Below are 19,454 nucleotides of genomic sequence, written 5' to 3'. Positions count from 1 at the left end.
ACGCTTAATCAGCTTCCCCCCTTAGTAGTTTCTATTTGTTATTCTACATGACAATTTGCTACTCGAAAAGCAAAAAAAAATCGGAAACCGTTATACAACAGGTTTCCGACAAATCATCAGTAGACTGACGTCGAAGATTTATTTGTATTTTCGAGTATTTCTTTTACTCTATTTAGGAATTTACCACAAACTAATCCATCTAGTATACGATGATCTAAAGATAAACATAAATTTACGATATCGCGTGCAGCAAACATTCCGCCAGGTAAAACAACAGGTTTTTTTACAATACTTTCCACTTGAAGAATAGCTGCTTGCGGGTAATTAATGATGCCCATTGACTGCATAGAGCCGAAAGCACCTGTATTATTAACCGTAAACGTACCGCCTTTAATATTATCCATCGTCAGTTTGCCTGCGCGAACTTTTTGAGCAAGCTCATGAATCTCTTTAGCAATCCCTTTAATGGACTTTTCATCCGCGTGTTTTATAACAGGGACAAAGAGTGCATCATCCGTTGCTACGGCAATGGAAATATTTATATCATGTTTTTGAATGATTTTATCTCCTGCCCACATTGAATTCATCATTGGGAACTCTTTTAATGCTTGTGCAACAGCCTTAACAAAGAATGCAAAGTAAGTAATATTAAAGCCCTCTTTTTGTTTGAATTCTGTCTTAATGCTATCTCGATACGCAACTAAATCCGTTACATCCACTTCCATCATCATCCAAGCATGTGGTACTTCTTGAGCACTACGCACCATATTATTAGCAATGGCACGACGCACGTTTGTAACTGGTATTTCAATATCACCAGCTTGTGTTTCTTGGCCAGATGGTACTGGTTTTGCAGCTTGTTCAGATGGCGTGACTTGTTGGTTACTAACAGCGGCAACTGGCTCAGAAGTTGGTGCATCTTTAGCCGTTGGCACATTGCCAGCTTCAATTAATTGTTGAAGGTCTTTTCGTGTAATACGACCACCCTCTCCAGTCCCAACTACTTGCTCAAGTGCAATATCATGTTCTTGCGCTAGTCTAAGTACGGCTGGTGAGTAACGCGCTTTTTGCTGTCTTACTGGTTTTTCTGCCGAAACGGCAACCGTCGTTTCCTTTGGCGCCTCTTGTTTTTTCTGAATACCAGCATTGAGAATCGCTGAACTTACTGTTGATTTTTTCGCAGGTTGAGATTCAGGTAACTCACCGTCACCTGCAATTTCGATTGAACAAACAACGGCTCCCACAGGTAACGTTTGCCCTTCCTCAGCAAGTAACTCTTTAATAACCCCTTCAAAAGAGGATGGGATTTCTGCATTTACTTTATCTGTCACAACTTCTGCTAATGGATCATATTTTTTTACTGTATCACCTGGTTGCACGAGCCATTTTTCGATTGTACCTTCTGTTACGCTTTCACCGAGCTGTGGCATCGTAATGTTTTGAATCGCCATTATCCTATTCCCCCCATCAATTACGCCTCGGTAGTAACCTTAGCCAAGATATTGCGTTGACAAAGCAAGCAAGTTTAAAATCTGTGACGACCGCCCGAGGCTTTTGCTATTTTGAGTATGCGCCCCTAACGCTTACTTCAAAAAGAGACTACAACTAAGTATTTTTCTCCTAATATACAGGAGTATCATCTGAGTAATTAAAATGCAGCTAAATCTCGCAAAGCACGTTCTACTTTTTCTGGATTAATCATGAAAAACTTTTCCATTGTCGGTGCATATGGCATCGCAGGGACATCTGGACCAGCTAATCGTTGGATAGGTGCATCAAGATCAAACAAGCAATTCTCAGCAATAATAGCTGCGACCTCACTTATAATGCTACCTTCTTTGTTATCTTCAGTAATTAGTAAAACTTTGCCTGTTTTACTTGCCGCTTCAATGATTGCTTCTTTATCTAGAGGATACACAGTACGTAAATCTAAAATATGCGTTGAAATACCATCTGCTGCTAATCGCTCTGCTGCTTGTAAAGCGAAATGAACAGCTAAACCATATGTTATTACTGTAACGTCTTCACCTTCACGCTTAACGTCGGCTTTACCAATTGGTAATGTATAATCGTCTAATGGGACTTCTCCTTTAATTAGTCGATATGCTCGCTTATGCTCAAAAAATAACACAGGATCTTCATCGCGAATCGCTGCTTTTAACAAACCTTTTGCATCATATGGTGTAGAAGGAATGACAATTTTCAAACCAGGCGTTCCAGCAAAAAGAGCCTCAACCGATTGTGAATGATAAAGCGCTCCATGAATTCCTCCACCGAAAGGAGCACGTACGACAATCGGACAAGTCCAGTCATTATTTGAACGATAACGGATTTTCGCAGCCTCGGAAACTATTTGGTTCACAGCTGGCATAATAAAGTCTGCAAACTGCATTTCAGCAATTGGGCGCATCCCATACATTGCCGCACCAATCCCGACCCCTGCAATGGCACTTTCAGCAAGTGGTGTATCTAATACGCGATACTCACCAAACTGCTCGTAAAGACCCGTAGTTGCTTTAAAAACGCCACCTTTGCGACCAACATCTTCCCCTAAGATGAAAACGCGGTCGTCCCGTTCCATTTCTTCCTTCATCGCTAATGTAATCGCATCAATATAAGACATAACTGCCATTACACGTCACCTCCGTCCACTGGTGCATATACGTATTTCAAGGCATCTTCTGGTTGGGCATACGGTGCTGCTTCTGCATAATCCGTTGCTTCATTCACCTCAGCCATGATACGCTCTTCTATTTCTTTTCGAAGAGATTCAGTCATAATGCCAGCATCTTGTAAATACTTCTCGAATAATACAATCGGATCCTTCGCTTTTCCTTCTGCAATATCTTCAGCTGTTCGATATTGACGATCATCGTCATCTGAAGAGTGTGCAGTTAAACGGAAAGTTACCGTTTCGATTAGACTTGGACCAGCACCGCTACGTGCACGTTCTGCTGCCTCTTTAACGACCTTATAAACCTGTAATGGACATTTACCATCCACTGTAACGCCAGGCATCCCATAGCCAATACCACGATCGGATACTTTTGCACAACCTAATTGACGTTCTACTGGTACTGAAATTGCATATTGATTATTTTCTACCATTATGATGACGGGTAACTTATGCACTCCTGCAAAATTCGCACCTTCATGAAAATCACCTTGGTTGGAAGAGCCTTCTCCTAATGTGACAAAGGTAATAAAATCCTCTTTTTGCAAACGTCCTGCAAGCGCCACACCAACTGCATGTGGAACTTGTGTTGTCACTGGCGAAGAACCAGTCAAAATGCGATTTTTCTTTTGGCCAAAGTGCCCTGGCATTTGGCGGCCGCCCGAATTCGGGTCTTCAGCCTTTGCAAAAGCTGATAACATTAACTCTTTTGGTGTCATTCCAAAATGTAATACAACACCCATATCTCGGTAATATGGTGCAATATAGTCTATATCCTTATTTAGTGCAAAGGCTGCTCCTACTTGAGCTGCCTCCTGCCCTTGACAAGAAATAACAAATGGAATTTTACCTGAGCGGTTTAATAACCACATACGCTCATCTAGTCTTCTTGCCATTAACATCGTTTCGAACATAGCAACGACATCTTCAGTCGATAAACCTAAATCTTCATGTTTTATTTGAACGTCTTGCATATGAACACCCCTTTCGCATTAGAGAAAATGCTAAAGTGCCTGTAATCCATGTACAAGCTACTCTAGTATTTAAATTATGACAGTATTTTTACACCTTGGCGTAATTGCCTTCAGATTTTTGGCGTTTTCTAGAAAGCCCTTTATAAAATCTGTGTCATCTACTAAGGCTGTTAACTTAGATTAACTTGGGTGAGAGCCCCTAACGAGCTATCGTTCCCATTCCGCTTCCTAGATGTAGACGACTTAGGCTCAATCCAAGTTAAAAATGGATAGCCCGCTTATCAACAGCTAAGGCAGATTCTACTAACACTTCATTTAGTGATGGATGTGGGTGGATTGCTTGACTAATTTCCCAAGGAGTCGCGTCCAATAATTTTGCTAATGACGCCTCTCCTATTAAATCCGTTACATGTGGCCCCACCATATGAATACCCAAAATGTCATCCGTTTCTTCATCTGCTATTATTTTAACAAAGCCATCTGAATCTCCATTGACAAGCGCTTTTCCTATTGCTTTAAATGGGAATTTGCCCACCTTTAATGCATATCCCTGTTCGCGGGCAGCACTTTCCGTTAAACCAATACTAGCTACTTCTGGGAAGGAATATACACATTTTGGCACCTTCAATACATCTAACGGCGCTTTTTTTCCATTTGCAATATGTTCAATCGCAGACAATCCTTCATGGGAGGCAACATGTGCTAACTGTAACCCACCTATAACATCCCCAATGGCATACATATGTGATTCTTTCGTTTGATAAGAATCGCTTACTTTAATAAAGCCGTTGTCTATTTCAATGTCTGTGTTTTCTAATCCGATACCATGTATATTTGCTTCACGTCCAACACATAGCAACAATTTCTCTGCCGTGAAATGTTCTTCTTTATCTTGAAGCTTCGCTGAAATGAAAACGTTATCATTTTCAGTTTTATAGCTATCTAAATCTAAGCGTGCATTTGTTACAATACGTACGCCACGACTTTCAAGCTGCTTTGTCACTTCCTTTACGACATCTGCATCTTCTGCTGGTAAAATTGATGGGCCATATTCCACGACTGTTACCGATACTCCAAAATCACATAGCATCGATGCCCATTCAATACCAATTACACCACCACCGACAATCAGTAATGACGATGGCAATTCCTCCATTTGCAAAGCATGGTCAGAATTCATGATATATTTGCCATCCACTGTTAACCCAGCCATTCCTCTCGGTTTCGATCCTGTTGCAATGACAACATTCGTTGGAACTAGCATTTCATTTTCTTCACCATTTAGCATCTCAACAGAAATCGTACCTGGCATCGGTGAGAAAATAGAAGGTCCTAAAATCCGCCCTGTTCCTTCATATACATCAATCTTGCCTTTTTTCATCAGTGTATTCACACCTTGGCTTAATTGCTCTACAATTGCTTGTTTGCGAGCTTGCACTTTATTGAATTGCAATGTAACCCCAGAGATATCTACACCAAATTCACTTGCCGTTTTATTCGCCATACGATACACTTCTGCACTGCGAAGTAACGCCTTACTAGGAATACAGCCTTTATGTAGACAGGTACCACCAAGTCGTTCACGTTCCACTATAGCTGTTTTCAAGCCTAATTGTGCTGCCCGAATTGCTGCTACGTAGCCTCCTGTCCCTCCCCCTAAAATAACTACATCATAATTTTGAGCCATTTTTTATTCCTCCTTATGAGAAAAGTGCTAAAGCCCCTCTTCCAAACATGTGTGACAGTGAAATCCATAAAGGAAATAGCTGTATCGCCACAAGCAACTATCTCTATACATCAAGACATTGAAATGAAAGGTGCACCTTATTACGTTCACTTGAAGTTATTGCGTAATCTTTTCTTGTGACTATTTATAATTTGTGAATCCTTTATTTACCATTATCTAAAGAGAAGAAGTCGACTATGCGACTTCTTTTCACGAACAGCTGTTAACGACCGTTCAAAATATTTTTTTCATTTTTTAAAAACTGACTGCGCGATTTTGATACACGAGCAATGCGTTCCTCTGCTAAACGATTAGCCGCTACATAAGTAGGAATGCCATCACGTTTTGAAATATCAAAGATTTTTTCAATGCTATCGTATATACCATCTACACGTTTCATCGCACGTTCACGATTATAGCCGTATAATTCATCAGCGACGTTAATTACGCCACCAGCATTAATCACATAGTCAGGAGCATAGACAATACCTAGCTCATGTAAATAATCCCCATGTCGAGAATCCTGCAATTGGTTATTAGCAGAACCAGCGATCACTTTTGCTTTTAATTGTGGGATTGTTTCGTCATTCAGAATAGCTCCTAATGCACAAGGTGAGAAAATATCAACTTCCTGTGAATAGATTTCTTCTGGCGCAACTGCTCTAGCACCAAAATCATTCACTACACGATCAATTGCCGCTTGGTTAATATCAGTTACAACAAGTTTTGCACCTTCGTTATGTAAATACTCGCAAAGCTTGTAAGCAACATTCCCTAGTCCTTGAACAGAAATTGTACGACCTTCTAATGAATCCGTACCAAATGCTTCTTTTGCAGCTGCTTTCATACCACGATAAACACCGTAAGCAGTTACTGGTGACGGATTACCTGATGAACCGAACGCTGGTGAGATTCCAGTAACATAGTTTGTTTCTTCATGAATTAAATCCATATCTGTTACTGTTGTACCAACATCCTCAGCTGTAATATAGCGACCGTTAAGTCCTTGGATGAAACGCCCTAAAGCTCTGAACATTTCTTCATTTTTATCTTTAAATGGGTCCCCAATAATGACCGTTTTTCCACCGCCAAGGTTTAAACCAGCAGCCGCGTTTTTATATGTCATCCCACGTGCTAGTCTCAATGCATCCTCTATCGCATTCTCTTCTGTCGCGTAGGTCCACATACGAGCACCACCTAATGCTGGTCCAAGTGTCGTGTCATGGATAGCGATAATCGCTTTTAACCCAGATGCTTCGTCTTGGCAAAATACCAATTGTTCATAATCATACTTTTCCATATACTTGAAGATTTCCATGAAAACTCGCCCCTTTGCTTTGGAAAGCGCAACCCCTAATGCCCATCCCAATCAAATTTAAAAATAATATTAAAAACTGTTTTGCAATGGATAATATCGCTCCATTTAATTTTACAATACTGACAAATTCACAATTTCGCAACTATTATTACACTTTTCCTACTAAGTAAGAATTTTCTAAAAATTCAGTTACGATTAATAGTTTTATAACTTCTTCCTTCACGTTTCCTAGACTGCTAACATTCATAGGCTTTCTTGACATTCCCATATCGACAGGTACAATTATATTTAGGTATGAGGAGGGACATGCATGGCTCGATTTGCTGCGTTTATTGTAATGCTTATTCCAGGTCTAATGGCTGCAGGTGGCATTAAATTTATGCGTGATACATTATTCGGTAAGCTCATCTCACCTTTCCCATTTTTATGGCTGCAATTTGTTATTGGCATCATTTTCTTTGTTGTAGGCTTTGGCTTTTTCGCAGGCTTTTTACTACACCGCGACCGAAAAAACGGAAAAGTGGCTCCGCGCTTCCAAAAAAAATAAAAATAGCTATCCAAATAAGTCACTCAACGTGACTTACTGGATAGCTATTTTTATTGACGTTGCTGAACGGTAATTACCCTATCAGGAAAATCTGTAATCCAACCAACTACAGATGAATGCGGATTCGTCAAGTATTTTTCACTACCGTCAATCGCATAAACACGACAAGTCTTTGAACTGGTTACACAAGCCTCTAAATATTGCGGCTTATAATATCTTTTATGCATATGGACACAATCAATTGCCTTATAATCACATAGCAAATCCCATTTCAATTTTTTAGTAGCGATAAGTGCAGTTTCAAAATGTGGCGCATGGTGTTTCACAACCTCTAATAGCTCATAATGGAATGAAGAAAAATGACTACCTTTAGGTAAAATAAGTCCTTGAAGCAATTGAACGAGCGCATCCTTATTGTCAAGAATGGTCGATTTTAATTCGATATTAAGAGGTAGCTGCTGTTTATTTGCCCATGCTAAAACTGCATCAAATGTTGGAATCCGATACGCTGAAAATAATCTTCTCAATGGCTTTCCTAATTTAAAGTTTTGTAGTTCCGCTATCGTACATTCATTTACCAATTTATTGGAGCCTACTAATCTTGATAATTGCGGATCGTGGTAGACAACTGGAATTCCTTCTTTTGATAGCTGAATATCTAATTCAATCCCATCTGCGCCTAGTTCTAATGCTTTTTCAAAAGCTTTGAAACTGTTTTCGAGAGCATAAGCAGACGCCCCACGATGTGCAAACACAGGGATGAACAATGCATTATACATTTAACTCACCGAACTCAAGTAAAAATTTACCATTGGTCATGTTATTTAATAACGAGGATTTCTTCCCAATTTGAATATACGTACCTGGGTAGGCTTCTTTTGTTACGATAATTTCTTCCTTCCCAGCATGACGCATTTCGTCCATCATTAACTTTATTTCACGGTCCATTGTCACCGCTTCTGCCTTCAATTTTGATAATTGCTGTTTTGTTTCTTCAAATGAGGCAATTTGTTGTGTTGACATTTGCTTAAGAAGTGGTAATAAACTCGTAATCTTCGCTTCAAGTTCTGAAATTTCAGTTTGCTGTTGCTTTAGCTGAGTTGCTTTATTTTGCATCAAAGCATAACTTTCCTGTTTATTAACACTTTCGATAATTAAATCCGTTCTTCTCTCTAGTCGATTACCAGAGATTGCTGTGACGATTGTATTTTTGGCAACAGCACGTCCGCCAATAATTTTACCTTTTCGCTCATCAACATAAATGGAATGAGCAGTAAGCTGAGACCCTAGTGAATAAAAGCCGATATGAATACTATCGTCTGCTACTAAATTAGCTTCATTTACGTGCTTAACGAAAATATTCCCTCCCGCTTCTACAAGCGTTGAGCCCAAACCAAAAATACCTCCACGAATGTATACATCACCTTCGATCGATTTAATCAGTTTAGCTCCACTTACACCTTCTGCCCCTTCGATTGATATATCTCCAGTCGCAATAACTGTATAGCCCGTTGTAACGGTGCCTTTAATACTTAAAGAGCCATTGAACTCTAAATTGCCTGTCTCAACGCCCACATCTCCATGTATAGGTAAATGACGGTTAACCCCAATCATTCCTTTAACGTCGTCTAACACACCAGCAATTTTTGAGCGAATGACAATTTTATCATCCTCTTCTACTTCATAGGCTGACTTTTTATCATATCGAATGGGAAAATCACGACCTGGTGTTGCCGCAATCATTTCACCGAGTACATTTTGACCAGGCTCGCCCAACGTTGCAGGAATTTTTTCCCCAAGCCAAGATCCTTCAGAAATTTCTGAAATAAAATTCATGTCATAGTAATCAGCTTTTCCATCATCTCGAATAACGGGTTTTCTCTCTGGTTTTGGTAAGTATGTAATTTGCGCATCCATGCCTGCGACAGGTGGTGTGCCTTGTGCAATTAAAAACGCTTTTCCTGGCTCAATTTTTAAAATATCAAAATCTAAAATGCCATAGGTTATGCCTTCGCTAGCTAGTGTATCAGTAATTTGTGCTGTTAACTTTTCTTTATTCTTTTGAATGTAATCATGTGTTTCATATATAAATATAGAGGCAGACATTTTATCTCGTGCAATTTCAGCTTCAACATTTGGAAGCCAGCGTCCAATTTCAACAGGACTAGTGCTTTCTGTCGCTAGTACAGTTTTTAAAATAGAAAAATTAGATAACTTTAGTCGTGGATGACTACGTAAGATACCATCAAATTCTTTTAATGGAAATCCCGCACTATATGTAAGCATAAATACCTTTCCGTTTTCTTCCGATATTTCGAAGTTATCATTTCGAACTAGAATCACGCTACCTCCTCCTTCCCTCTATATGTAAGTATATACAATCTATTTACATTTGTTTAGAGACAATTGTCACTACTCATAAAGAAAATACCCCTACTTTATCAGTAAGTACTTCATATAGCTCATACAATTTTCCTCTAAAAAATAGACGATATATCCTATAAAAAAGCAAGTTTTCCTTCATTGCAAAAGTGCAAATGTGTGGAATGTATAAAAATACAGTCATATTTTAGGTAATCCGCAATAAAGGAAAGAAAAAAGAAAAAGCGCTATCCACTTAGCGATCATTTTGATTTAGGTCTTGTCTACTAAAAAACGCCCTTTCAGAAAGGAGCGTTTAACGAATATTAAGGCTAATATGTTTCGCTTTAGTTGCTATCTGGAAAAAAACCACTAACTAATCGCTTCTGAAGCGCTTCAATTCGACCATCAGCACCCAATTGTTCGCGCGTCATATAGAAAAGACTAATACGGCCATTCATTTCGAGTCGGACCTCAAATAATTGCTCATCTATTTGTGTTAATTCTAATGAATTGTGATGGTCAAGCTGAAAGTTTACACTTTTCATTTGTATCCCCCTGTTTAATTCTATAGCAACAATAATACCACGGCATAAGCGCTTCTTCATTTTTTCAAGACTGCTCAAAAAGTTTCGCTAAAATATCTATGTTAGCGACTGCTTCCTTTATTTCAGGTATTTCAACTCTAGTTGATAGGAAAATGCATATAAAAACGATTAACAGCTAACTGTTAACCGTCAAAATTGCTACACTAACACGTATTCTGCTAATACACTTTGAACTTTGTAGATATTAGTGGATTTATTGAAATTTTTCTGAATGGGAACCTGACTACCTGATACCCAAATTTTCAACTCAGCATCTAAATCAAATGTCCCCGCCGTCTCAACAGAAAAATGAAGAATATTCTTATATGGAATCGAATGATATTCCGTTTTCTTACCTGTTACCCCTTGTTTATCGATTAAGATTAGTCGCTTATTCGTAAAGATAAATGTATCTCTAATAATTTTATATGCATTTTGAATTGTCTCATTTGGTATTAATATTTCTTTCATTTCTTCCTGTAATTTATCTAAATTCACTTCGCTTGCATTTCCCATCAAACCATCAAAAAGACCCATTTATGCTCCCTCCAATTGTTCAACCTTTATATAGTATATCTTACATTTTACTACAATATTACAGACTATAGTATTCATAAAATCAATCACTTCTAACGCACTAATTGCCATATTGTGAATTTCATTACACTTCGCGTCTAATTTCTATTTCTCGCCCTTCTGTTCATCCATTTACGAGCGTTTTATCTATAAATATACATTTAGACAAAAAAATACGCCCCCTAAACAGTCGGCGTAAACTGCTTAATAAGGCGTTAAAATTACCATTATATAATCAATACATAAAATAAGTTTACTGGCTATTCCCCGCTAGCCTGCCGTCCATAAACATAGAGATAGCTCTTAGCTCGCCATCATATCTATACGAATCTTGTCCGCTATCATCGCGATGAATTCGCTATTTGTTGGTTTAGACTTTAAATGGTGCACTGTGTAGCCAAACATCGACGAAATAGACTCGTAATTGCCACGATTCCATGCGACTTCAATGGCATGACGAATGGCACGTTCTACGCGTGATGGTGTTGTGTTGAATTTTTTTGCAATTTCAGGATAAAGGATTTTCGTCACAGATCCTAATAACTCGATATCTTCAAACACCATTTGTATAGCTTCACGTAAATAAGAGTAACCTTTAATATGTGCAGGAACACCGATTTCTTTAATAATCGCTGTAATAGTGCTATCAAGCTGATGCTGATTTAATTTTTGAGGAGTTGTCGGCTGTAATACACTTGATTTTTTCGGTATTGCTGCCTTTTGGCCAGCACAATGCAATATTTTTTGAACGAGCTGATCAAATTCAAACGGTTTTAACATAAAGTATGATGCACCTAAATCCACTGCTTGTTTCATGACATCTTCTTGACCAAATGCAGTTAGCATGATGACTTGTATGGAAGACATGCGATCATTTTGGTACATCGCCTCTAAAACAGCTAATCCATCTAGATGAGGCATAATAATATCCAGTAATAAAATATCAGGAGAAAACTCTTCAAGCATTTGAAGACACACTTTCCCGTTTGAAGCAGTTGCTATGATTTCAATTTCGGGATGACCTTGAAAATACTGCTCCATTGTTTTTAATAATTCACGATTATCATCTGCTATCGCCACTTTTACCTTTGTCATTTCAATTCCTCCTTCTGGACTTTGCTTTGACTATTCAAAGCACAAACCTTTTACCCCTAATGTCTATTTTGACACACTGTGGAATTTTCGACATTTTTGCTTTAAAAACCTTTTCTATTTCCAAAAATGAGTATGTAGTCCGATACTTTCTTTTTTTCTCGACAAGTTACGATACTTAACTGCAAATTGTCGAATGCTCTTACCCCTTATTTTAGTGAAAAAACTGAGATAAAACTACACTTTTTTTTAAGTATCGCGAAACTGGTCAGCAAACAACATGAAATACTTAGGGAAAGAGCTAGTTTAACCTAATTTTTTCAAGAAAGAACGAACGGAGCTACCAAAGGCAGCCCCATCCCATTCATGATGATTTTTTTAACATTTCAGCCACTGTAATAGCTGCCCCTTTTTTCGGTTCTTCTACAAACATATGTGTGACAGCGCCAACAAAACGCCCGTCCTGTATGATTGGGCTACCACTCATACCTTGTAAAATTCCACCTGTTTTTTCAATGAGCTTCTCATCAGAGACAATAAATTCAAGCCTTTCATTTTCCACTTTGGTAATTTCAATAGAAAATGTTTCGACTTTACTGCCTTCAATGGCTGTATAGATTTCAGCATGACCCATTTTTATATCTTTTGCATGCATAATTTCGATGGCTTTTGGCAATCTTTGTTGATAACTATCTTCCCAACGGCCAAATATTCCATAAACCGTATTTTTATCGATACTACCTAATCTTTCCTGATGTTTTTCAATAGAGGATATTTTGTAGCCAGGTTGACCAGGTAGGCTTTTACGGATTTGCTGAATGGATGCTAAAAAAATGGAGCCTGCTCTGAAGACAGGTGCTTCTTGAAGAGTTGAATCGACAATTTGATGGCCTAACGCTCCGTAATTTGATGTCTCTGGATCAATGTATGTCAATGTTCCTACTCCATCTGTTTCATCCTTTAAAAAAGAGATGACATGTTCTGCTTCTTGTTTTTGTAAGTCAACTGTAACTTCTTTACCTTCACTTTTTATCGTCCATTTTTGTTGCCCTTGACGAGCAATTGCTTGCTTGGCCTCAGCAAGTGTTTTGACTGTTGTATCATTTATTTTTTCAATAACAGCGCCCCCTTTCATCCATTGATTGGAAGCTAACAACACATCATGAGCAACAAAGACATGTGATAACTGAAGTTGAATTCCAATTGCTTCGCCCATCGGTATTAATTTTTTGGCCGCAAAAGCCTGTATGGGCATAAATAACAAAACGATGAGCATAGGCAAAATGACAAATTGACGCCAACGACGATTCATACGACACCTCCTTTTGAATTTTGTCTTTATACTATGTGTTGTTGTACCGTTCTTATAAGCGGTAAATATTTGCGCAAAATGAAAAAAACCCAGAAACAGTTGACCTGCCTCTGGATTTTTCAAAAAGTTAGCGCATATGTTTTTTTCGTTCGTTAGCCATCTTTAACAATTCTGTCGCATGCTGTAAAGTTAATTCGGTAATTTCTGCACCTGACATCATTCTGCTTACTTCCTCAATACGTGCATGGGTATCAATTTCAGCTAATGATGTAAATGTACGATCATGTTCAACCTCTTTTTTAATAAAGTAATGATGATCGGCCATCGCTGCCACTTGTGGAAGATGTGAAATACACAGCACTTGAGAATTAACCGAAATGGCTGCAATTTTTTCAGCAATTGCTTGCGCCACTCGACCACTTACACCAGTATCCACTTCATCGAAAATGATGGACGTCACACCGTTTGAAGATGAGAAAATTGTCTTTAGGGCTAACATCATACGTGATAGTTCTCCACCAGAAGCAATTTTCGGTAAAGATTTAGGTGGTTCACCGACATTCGTTGAAATATAAAATACAACTTGATCTTTACCATTTACATCAAAATAAGGTAAAGTATCAAAATTTACAATAAATTTTGCTTTTTCCATATGTAATTCACGTAGCTCTGCCATAATGGCTTCACTTAAGTCATTTGCCGCTTCTTTTCGAACATGTGATAGTTCTTCTGCAAGTTCGCCTAATATGACTTCCATTTCAAGTACTTTCCGTTCTTTTACTTGTAAAATTTCATCGCGATTTAAAAGCTCACCTAGCTCAGTTTTAATTTTTTCATAATAGGCAATCATTTCTTCGACTGTTGAGCCATATTTACGCTTTAAGTTTTGGAACAGCGCAAGGCGTTGCTCAACTTCATTTAAGCGCGCTGGATCAAATTCTAGCTCATCTAAAACGTTTTTCACTTGATATGCTGCATCTTGCAGTGCGTAAAAGGCAGTTGTTACTGACTCAGATGCCTCTTTAAACTGTTCATCAATCGTCGCTGCATCATCTAATGCTCCCATTGCTGTGCCGATCCAGTCAAGACCTTTTGTTTCACCTTGAATCGCTTCATAAGCAGCACTTGAGCGCTCAAATATTTTATTAAAATTCATCAGACGTCGACGTTCATCAAGAAGCTCATCTTCTTCACCTAGCTTTAAATTTGCATCTTCAAGTTCTTTTATTTGGAACTGATACAAATCAATACGCTGAGCCATTAACTGCTCATCTATAGAAATTGTCGCTAATTCTTTTTTCAATGCACGATATTCGTTATATTGTTTACTGTATTTTTCAAGAATTGGTGCTAGTTGCTCTTCCGCGAAGTGATCGAGTAAATAAATATGTTGCTTTTCATCCATAAGTTCTTGGTTTTCATGTTGACCATGAATATCAATAAGACTTGCACCAATGTCACGCAAAACCGATAATGGCACTAATTTACCATTAACCCGACAGACACTTTTGCCCGAGTCATTTAAGTCCCGACGCAAAATAATGGAATCCTCTTCTATTTCAATGCCTGCCTCCTCCAGTTTTTTATATACAGGATGTGCAGCACTTGAAATTTGAAATAGCCCACCTAATTCGGCTTTTTTTGCACCATGACGTATAAATTCCGAATTACCTCTACCACCAGCAAGTAAATGTACCGCATCAATAATTATTGACTTACCAGCACCAGTTTCTCCTGTTAACACAGTTAGCCCATCTGAAAAACTAACTGTTAAATCCTCAATAATGGCAAAATTTCGAATACTAAGCTCTCTTAACACAAAAGGTCACCTCTGAATTAAATTCAACTGCTATTGAAATTCGTACTAACAGATGCATATACCCTTTAATGGAAAAAATTAAGCATCTGTAGTATTGAAATTCTCTTTACTATTAAAAGGTAGATTAACACCGATTAAAGTTACATTTTATAGCATGTCCAATAAGCGATTTTTTGTATTTTCACGTTCACCTTCATCACGACAAATAATCAAAATTGTATCGTCTCCAGAAATGGTACCTAAAATTTCTGGCCAATCTAAATGATCAAGTAATGAAGCAATTGCATTCGCGTTACCAGGAAGTGCTTTCATGACTAGAAAATGTGATGCACCGTCAATACTCACAAAAGCATCAGCTAGCGCACGATGTAATTTTTGTACAGGATTGAATCGTTGGTCTGCGGGTAAGCTATATTTATAACGTCCATCCTGCAATGGCACTTTCACTAAATGCAATTCTTTAATATCTCTTGATACGGTTGCTTGTGTCACATTATAGCCTGCATCCTTTAAAAAATCGACTAAATCATCTTGTGTTTCGATTTCATGATTCGCAATAATATCTCGAATTCGTATATGTCTTTGTCCTTTATTCATATCGTTCACCTCTTATAAATAGTTAAATATTTGTATAATTACACTACCATCTCCAGCATAAAAGCACAAGAAAAAACACGGCTCTACTTACTGAGCACGTGTTATTTTAGTGCACTATGCGCTTCTTCGACGAGTGCATTAAAAGCTGTATATGGCTGGATAACCTCATCAGCAATTGGATTCACTAGATGGAATAAAAATTCAATGTTTCCTTCCCCACCTGTAATTGGAGAATAAGAAGCATCTTTTACCACAAAGCCAACTTCTGTTGCCATAGCAGCTGTTTTTTCTAAAACATCGAGATGTACCTTTTTATCACGGACAATGCCTTTTTTACCTACATTTTCTTTACCTGCTTCAAATTGCGGTTTTACTAAAGCCATGACATCGCCGCCAGGCATTAATACCGTTTTTAGTACTGGTAAAATCAATGATAAAGAGATGAAGCTGACATCTATAGTGGCAAACTCTGGTAAGCCCTCAGTTAAATCAGCAGCTGTTGTGTAACGGAAATTTGTTTTTTCCATAACGGTTACACGTTCATCTGAGCGAATTTTCCACGCTAACTGATTGGAACCAACGTCTAGAGCATAACAATGTCTAGCACCATTCTGTAAGGCACAGTCGGTAAATCCACCTGTAGAAGAGCCGATGTCAAGCATCAGCTTTCCTTCTACAGACATATCAAAAATTTGTAAAGCTTTTTCTAACTTTAAGCCTCCACGGCTCACATATTTTAAATCCGAACCTTTTACTTGTAGCGGAGCATCTATGGTGATTTTTTCTCCTGCTTTGTCGATGCGTATCTCGTTGGAAAAGACAAGACCTGCCATAATGGATCGTTTTGCCTTCTCCCGTGTTTCACATAGTCCACGCTCAACAAGTAAAATGTCTACACGTTCTTTCGGTTGTTTTGTCATTATTTATTTAAACCTACTTGCTGTTTTTGTTGTAGTAACACTTGCATGCGTGCCACTGTATCTTCTGCTGTCATATGAATTTCTTCAAGCAGTTGATCGACATTTCCATGCTCAATAAATTGATCAGGTATGCCCATACGATCGATTATTGCATTTAAATAACTATGGTCATGGGCAAATTCTAATACGCCACTACCAAAGCCACCTCGTAATACTGCCTCTTCAATCGTTAACACTGGCTTATTGCTAGTAAATATGCGATGCAGCATATCCTCATCCATCGGCTTAATAAAACGTGCATTTACTACTTCGATTTCTATGCCCTGTTGAGCTAGCATAAGTGCCGCTTCCATGGCCATAGGAATAGTTGTACCAAATGTTAATATGGTAGCATCTTTCCCCTCACGTAATACTTCCCAGCTACCAATTGGTAAAGCCATCAGCTCATCATCAAGCGGGACACCTATCCCATTTCCGCGTGGATAACGAAGGGCAATCGGACCGCCATTATAATCAATGGCTGTTTTCACCATATGCTGACCTTCATTTTCATCCTTTGGCATCATAATCGCCATGTTTGGAATATGACGAAGGAATGCAATATCAAAGACGCCTTGATGTGTTTCGCCATCTGCACCAACTAAACCAGCACGGTCAATCCCGATAAAAACATTTAAATTGGGACGCGCAATGTCATGAAGGACTTGGTCATAAGCACGTTGTAAAAATGTTGAGTAAATAGCTAAAAACGGCTTCATCTTTTGAGTAGCTAGACCTGCCGCCATTGTAGCAGCATGCTGCTCAGCGATCCCCACGTCAAAAAAGCGTTTCGGAAAATCTTTTTGAATGCCCTGTAATTTTGAGCCAACAGGCATTGCAGGTGTGATTGTAACAACACGTTCATCCTCATGGGCAATTTTACGAACAGTTTCAGCGATTAAACTACTCCAAGCAGGACCTTTTGTCTCGGACTTTACAAATGCACCAGTCTCCATTTTATATGGACCTGTTCCGTGCCAGTTACCGATTGTATCATCTTCCGCTGGTTTATAGCCTTTCCCTTTTTTCGTAATAACATGAACAAGAACTGGGCCTTTTACTTTTTTAGCATAAGATAATGTTGTTTCAAGCGCTTCGAAGTCGTGACCATCGATAGGACCTAAATATTTAAATCCTAATTCCTCAAAAAAGACACCAGAAACTACTAAATATTTCAAACTGTCTTTCAAACGTTCAGCAGTGGAAGCAAGCTTACCACCTAGAACAGGAATTTTATTGATTAACGATTCTAGCTCTTCTTTTGCTTTTGAATATTCTTTAGCAGTACGTAAACGTCCTAATACATTGTGTAATGCTCCAACGTTCGGAGCGATGGACATTTCATTATCATTTAAAATGACAATCATGTTTGTTTTTGCATGCCCAATATGATTTAAAGCTTCAAGCGCCATACCGCCTGTTAAAGCACCGTCCCCAATAATCGGTACGACGAAGTTTTTCTCATTTTTTATATCACGTGCTGCTGCCATACCCATGGCTGCTGACAACGATGTCGAGCTATGACCTGTTTCCCATTCATCATGTTCACTCTCCACAAGCTTCGGAAAACCACAAAGCCCTTTGAACTGACGTAATGTGTCAAATTGACTCGCACGACCTGTCAAAATTTTATGCACGTAAGCTTGGTGGCCAACATCCCATAAAAACTTATCTTTTGGACTGTCAAACATTTTATGAAGCATAATTGTAAGCTCCACAACACCTAGGTTTGGTCCAATATGACCACCTGTGACAGAACATTTTTCGATTAAGAAAGTTCGAATCTCTTTTGCAAGCTGTTCAAGGCCTTTCTTATCTAAGTTTTTTAAAAAGGATGGACTAGAAATGTTGTTTAAATCCACCTTTCTCACACACCTTTTCAATAAATTATTCACCGCAATCGTGTTTCCACCATTATAACAGTGTTATCCATATGCTAAAAGTACGAACACTTTATTGTTTGCCTATTGGCAAACGTCCCCACCTATTCTAGCATATTCTTGACCTGTAAAGCCCTTTTTTTCTCTTAGTTTTTACGATGAACAATATAGGCTGCAAACTCACGCAGTAAGCTTACATCTACTTGTAGCTTCTCAAGCGCTGCTATTGCGAGCTGATAATGGTCAGCAAGTTTTTCTTTAGCACCCGCTAAAGTTAATAATGCAGGATATGTGCTTTTATCACTAGCAACATCCTTTCCTGCAGTTTTGCCTAATTCTTCTGTTGTTCCTTCAATATCTAAAATATCGTCTTGAATTTGGAAGGCTAAGCCGATGTGATGTGCATATTCCTTTAAAGTAGCTCGTTCTTCTTGCGAAACATTAGCTAGAACTGCACCTGATTCAATACTGAATCTTAATAGAGCTCCAGTTTTATTAACATGGACATGCTCTAGTTCAGTTAAGTTAAGCTGGCGTTGCTCACCTTCCATATCCAATACTTGACCGCCAACCATTCCTTCTGCACCAGCTGCTACGCTTAGAAGATTTACTAGTTCTATTCGTTGCTCTGCCGCAATATCCATGCGCGCTAAAATGCCAAATGCTAATGTATTTAATGCGTCACCTGCAAGTGTTGCTAGCGCCTCACCAAATACTTTATGGTTAGTTGGTTTACCACGACGGAAATCATCGTTGTCCATGCTTGGTAGATCATCGTGTATTAAAGAATACGTATGAATCATTTCAATAACGGCACCGACTGTCAGCCCTGCTTTACTGTCTTTCCCGTATTGTTCTAAAACTGCTAATACAAACAGTGGGCGAATACGCTTGCCTCCTGCTTTTAATGAATATAGCATCGACTCTTTTAAATTGGTCGGTGCGTCAATTTTTTCAACAAGTGCAAACATTTCAGCTTCTACTTGTGGTGTGTTGCTTTGAATAAAATGTTTTAATTGTTCGTTCATTTTA

At 38.5% G+C, this 19,454-nt stretch carries 17 protein-coding genes; 1 reads left to right on the top strand and 16 read right to left on the bottom strand.

The genetic code is table 11. The features are described from left to right. Nucleotides 1-116: 116 nt before the first annotated feature. The 5 genes from JNUCC52_RS22595 to JNUCC52_RS22575 all read right to left on the bottom strand — a co-directional run bounded on the left by JNUCC52_RS22595 (nt 117) and on the right by JNUCC52_RS22575 (nt 6,692). Entirely contained in the window at nt 117-1,451 is a 1,335-nt protein-coding gene (locus JNUCC52_RS22595; protein ID WP_337980890.1) for a dihydrolipoamide acetyltransferase family protein, read from the bottom strand. 197 nt (nt 1,452-1,648) lie between these two features. Further along, nucleotides 1,649-2,632 carry an alpha-ketoacid dehydrogenase subunit beta gene (locus tag JNUCC52_RS22590; protein ID WP_337980889.1) on the bottom strand — a complete coding sequence of 328 codons (984 nt, stop codon included), beginning with the start codon at nt 2,630-2,632 and terminating at the stop codon, nt 1,649-1,651. Beyond that, entirely contained in the window at nt 2,632-3,648 is a 1,017-nt protein-coding gene (locus tag JNUCC52_RS22585; RefSeq protein WP_173479017.1) for a thiamine pyrophosphate-dependent dehydrogenase E1 component subunit alpha, read from the bottom strand. The genes JNUCC52_RS22590 and JNUCC52_RS22585 overlap by 1 nt, the downstream gene beginning before the upstream one ends. A gap of 259 nt (nt 3,649-3,907) precedes the next feature. Next, nucleotides 3,908-5,335, bottom strand: coding sequence for a dihydrolipoyl dehydrogenase (gene lpdA / locus JNUCC52_RS22580; protein ID WP_337980888.1), 1,428 nt, complete (start codon nt 5,333-5,335; stop codon nt 3,908-3,910). A 262-nt stretch (nt 5,336-5,597) separates the two neighbouring features. Further along, a complete protein-coding gene (locus JNUCC52_RS22575) occupies nt 5,598-6,692 on the bottom strand; it encodes a Leu/Phe/Val dehydrogenase (protein WP_173479019.1) in 1,095 nt (364 codons plus the stop codon). 310 nt (nt 6,693-7,002) lie between these two features. Between JNUCC52_RS22575 and JNUCC52_RS22570 the strand changes: the two genes are divergently transcribed. Next, the gene (locus tag JNUCC52_RS22570) at nt 7,003-7,239 is read left to right on the top strand and encodes a DUF2627 domain-containing protein (RefSeq protein ID WP_139860622.1); all 237 of its coding nucleotides are present in this window, start codon (nt 7,003-7,005) and stop codon (nt 7,237-7,239) included. A gap of 50 nt (nt 7,240-7,289) precedes the next feature. On the opposite strand, the gene JNUCC52_RS22565 is transcribed toward JNUCC52_RS22570, so the two are convergent. From JNUCC52_RS22565 to JNUCC52_RS22515, 11 genes are all read right to left on the bottom strand, one after another. Further along, a complete protein-coding gene (locus JNUCC52_RS22565) occupies nt 7,290-8,018 on the bottom strand; it encodes a glycerophosphodiester phosphodiesterase (protein WP_139860619.1) in 729 nt (242 codons plus the stop codon). Further along, nucleotides 8,011-9,582 carry a flagellar assembly protein A gene (locus tag JNUCC52_RS22560; RefSeq protein WP_337980887.1) on the bottom strand — a complete coding sequence of 524 codons (1,572 nt, stop codon included), beginning with the start codon at nt 9,580-9,582 and terminating at the stop codon, nt 8,011-8,013. Before JNUCC52_RS22560 ends, JNUCC52_RS22565 begins: the two co-directional genes overlap by 8 nt. Nucleotides 9,583-9,947: 365 nt before the next feature. Beyond that, nucleotides 9,948-10,148, bottom strand: a complete 201-nt coding sequence (locus JNUCC52_RS22555; RefSeq protein ID WP_337980886.1) for a hypothetical protein — start codon at nt 10,146-10,148, stop codon at nt 9,948-9,950. A 198-nt stretch (nt 10,149-10,346) separates the two neighbouring features. Continuing rightward, a complete protein-coding gene (locus JNUCC52_RS22550; protein ID WP_173479022.1) occupies nt 10,347-10,724 on the bottom strand; it encodes a PH domain-containing protein in 378 nt (125 codons plus the stop codon). 342 nt (nt 10,725-11,066) lie between these two features. Continuing rightward, the gene (gene spo0A, locus JNUCC52_RS22545; RefSeq protein ID WP_173479023.1) at nt 11,067-11,858 is read right to left on the bottom strand and encodes a sporulation transcription factor Spo0A; all 792 of its coding nucleotides are present in this window, start codon (nt 11,856-11,858) and stop codon (nt 11,067-11,069) included. A 361-nt stretch (nt 11,859-12,219) separates the two neighbouring features. After that, nucleotides 12,220-13,167, bottom strand: a complete 948-nt coding sequence (locus JNUCC52_RS22540; protein ID WP_173479024.1) for a SpoIVB peptidase S55 domain-containing protein — start codon at nt 13,165-13,167, stop codon at nt 12,220-12,222. 127 nt (nt 13,168-13,294) lie between these two features. Next, complete coding sequence (gene recN, locus JNUCC52_RS22535; protein ID WP_337980885.1) at nt 13,295-14,986, bottom strand: DNA repair protein RecN; 1,692 nt, start codon at nt 14,984-14,986, stop codon at nt 13,295-13,297. A gap of 147 nt (nt 14,987-15,133) precedes the next feature. Beyond that, a complete protein-coding gene (gene ahrC, locus JNUCC52_RS22530) occupies nt 15,134-15,583 on the bottom strand; it encodes a transcriptional regulator AhrC/ArgR (protein WP_173479026.1) in 450 nt (149 codons plus the stop codon). A gap of 101 nt (nt 15,584-15,684) precedes the next feature. Continuing rightward, nucleotides 15,685-16,503, bottom strand: a complete 819-nt coding sequence (locus JNUCC52_RS22525) for a TlyA family RNA methyltransferase (RefSeq protein WP_173479027.1) — start codon at nt 16,501-16,503, stop codon at nt 15,685-15,687. Further along, the gene (gene dxs, locus JNUCC52_RS22520; protein ID WP_173479028.1) at nt 16,503-18,404 is read right to left on the bottom strand and encodes a 1-deoxy-D-xylulose-5-phosphate synthase; all 1,902 of its coding nucleotides are present in this window, start codon (nt 18,402-18,404) and stop codon (nt 16,503-16,505) included. The genes JNUCC52_RS22525 and dxs overlap by 1 nt, the downstream gene beginning before the upstream one ends. A gap of 164 nt (nt 18,405-18,568) precedes the next feature. Beyond that, entirely contained in the window at nt 18,569-19,450 is an 882-nt protein-coding gene (locus tag JNUCC52_RS22515; protein WP_337980884.1) for a polyprenyl synthetase family protein, read from the bottom strand. Nucleotides 19,451-19,454 lie beyond the last annotated feature (4 nt).

The sequence above is a fragment of the Lysinibacillus sp. JNUCC-52 genome, assembly GCF_015999545.1.
In the GTDB taxonomy this organism is placed as follows: domain Bacteria; phylum Bacillota; class Bacilli; order Bacillales_A; family Planococcaceae; genus Lysinibacillus.
This window is presented reverse-complemented; position numbering and strand designations above follow the sequence as displayed.

Excerpts from the sequence above, each read along its gene's own strand:
- JNUCC52_RS22515 (WP_337980884.1), bottom strand. The coding sequence starts at position 19,450 with ATGAACGAACAATTAAAACATTTTATTCAAAGCAACACACCACAAGTA.
- JNUCC52_RS22565 (WP_139860619.1), bottom strand. The coding sequence starts at position 8,018 with ATGTATAATGCATTGTTCATCCCTGTGTTTGCACATCGTGGGGCGTCT.
- JNUCC52_RS22590 (WP_337980889.1), bottom strand. The coding sequence starts at position 2,632 with ATGGCAGTTATGTCTTATATTGATGCGATTACATTAGCGATGAAGGAA.
- JNUCC52_RS22550 (WP_173479022.1), bottom strand. The coding sequence starts at position 10,724 with ATGGGTCTTTTTGATGGTTTGATGGGAAATGCAAGCGAAGTGAATTTA.
- ahrC (WP_173479026.1), bottom strand. The coding sequence starts at position 15,583 with ATGAATAAAGGACAAAGACATATACGAATTCGAGATATTATTGCGAAT.
- JNUCC52_RS22595 (WP_337980890.1), bottom strand. The coding sequence starts at position 1,451 with ATGGCGATTCAAAACATTACGATGCCACAGCTCGGTGAAAGCGTAACA.
- spo0A (WP_173479023.1), bottom strand. The coding sequence starts at position 11,858 with ATGACAAAGGTAAAAGTGGCGATAGCAGATGATAATCGTGAATTATTA.
- lpdA (WP_337980888.1), bottom strand. The coding sequence starts at position 5,335 with ATGGCTCAAAATTATGATGTAGTTATTTTAGGGGGAGGGACAGGAGGC.
- JNUCC52_RS22555 (WP_337980886.1), bottom strand. The coding sequence starts at position 10,148 with ATGAAAAGTGTAAACTTTCAGCTTGACCATCACAATTCATTAGAATTA.
- JNUCC52_RS22525 (WP_173479027.1), bottom strand. The coding sequence starts at position 16,503 with ATGACAAAACAACCGAAAGAACGTGTAGACATTTTACTTGTTGAGCGT.
- JNUCC52_RS22540 (WP_173479024.1), bottom strand. The coding sequence starts at position 13,167 with ATGAATCGTCGTTGGCGTCAATTTGTCATTTTGCCTATGCTCATCGTT.
- JNUCC52_RS22575 (WP_173479019.1), bottom strand. The coding sequence starts at position 6,692 with ATGGAAATCTTCAAGTATATGGAAAAGTATGATTATGAACAATTGGTA.
- JNUCC52_RS22570 (WP_139860622.1), top strand. The coding sequence starts at position 7,003 with ATGGCTCGATTTGCTGCGTTTATTGTAATGCTTATTCCAGGTCTAATG.
- JNUCC52_RS22585 (WP_173479017.1), bottom strand. The coding sequence starts at position 3,648 with ATGCAAGACGTTCAAATAAAACATGAAGATTTAGGTTTATCGACTGAA.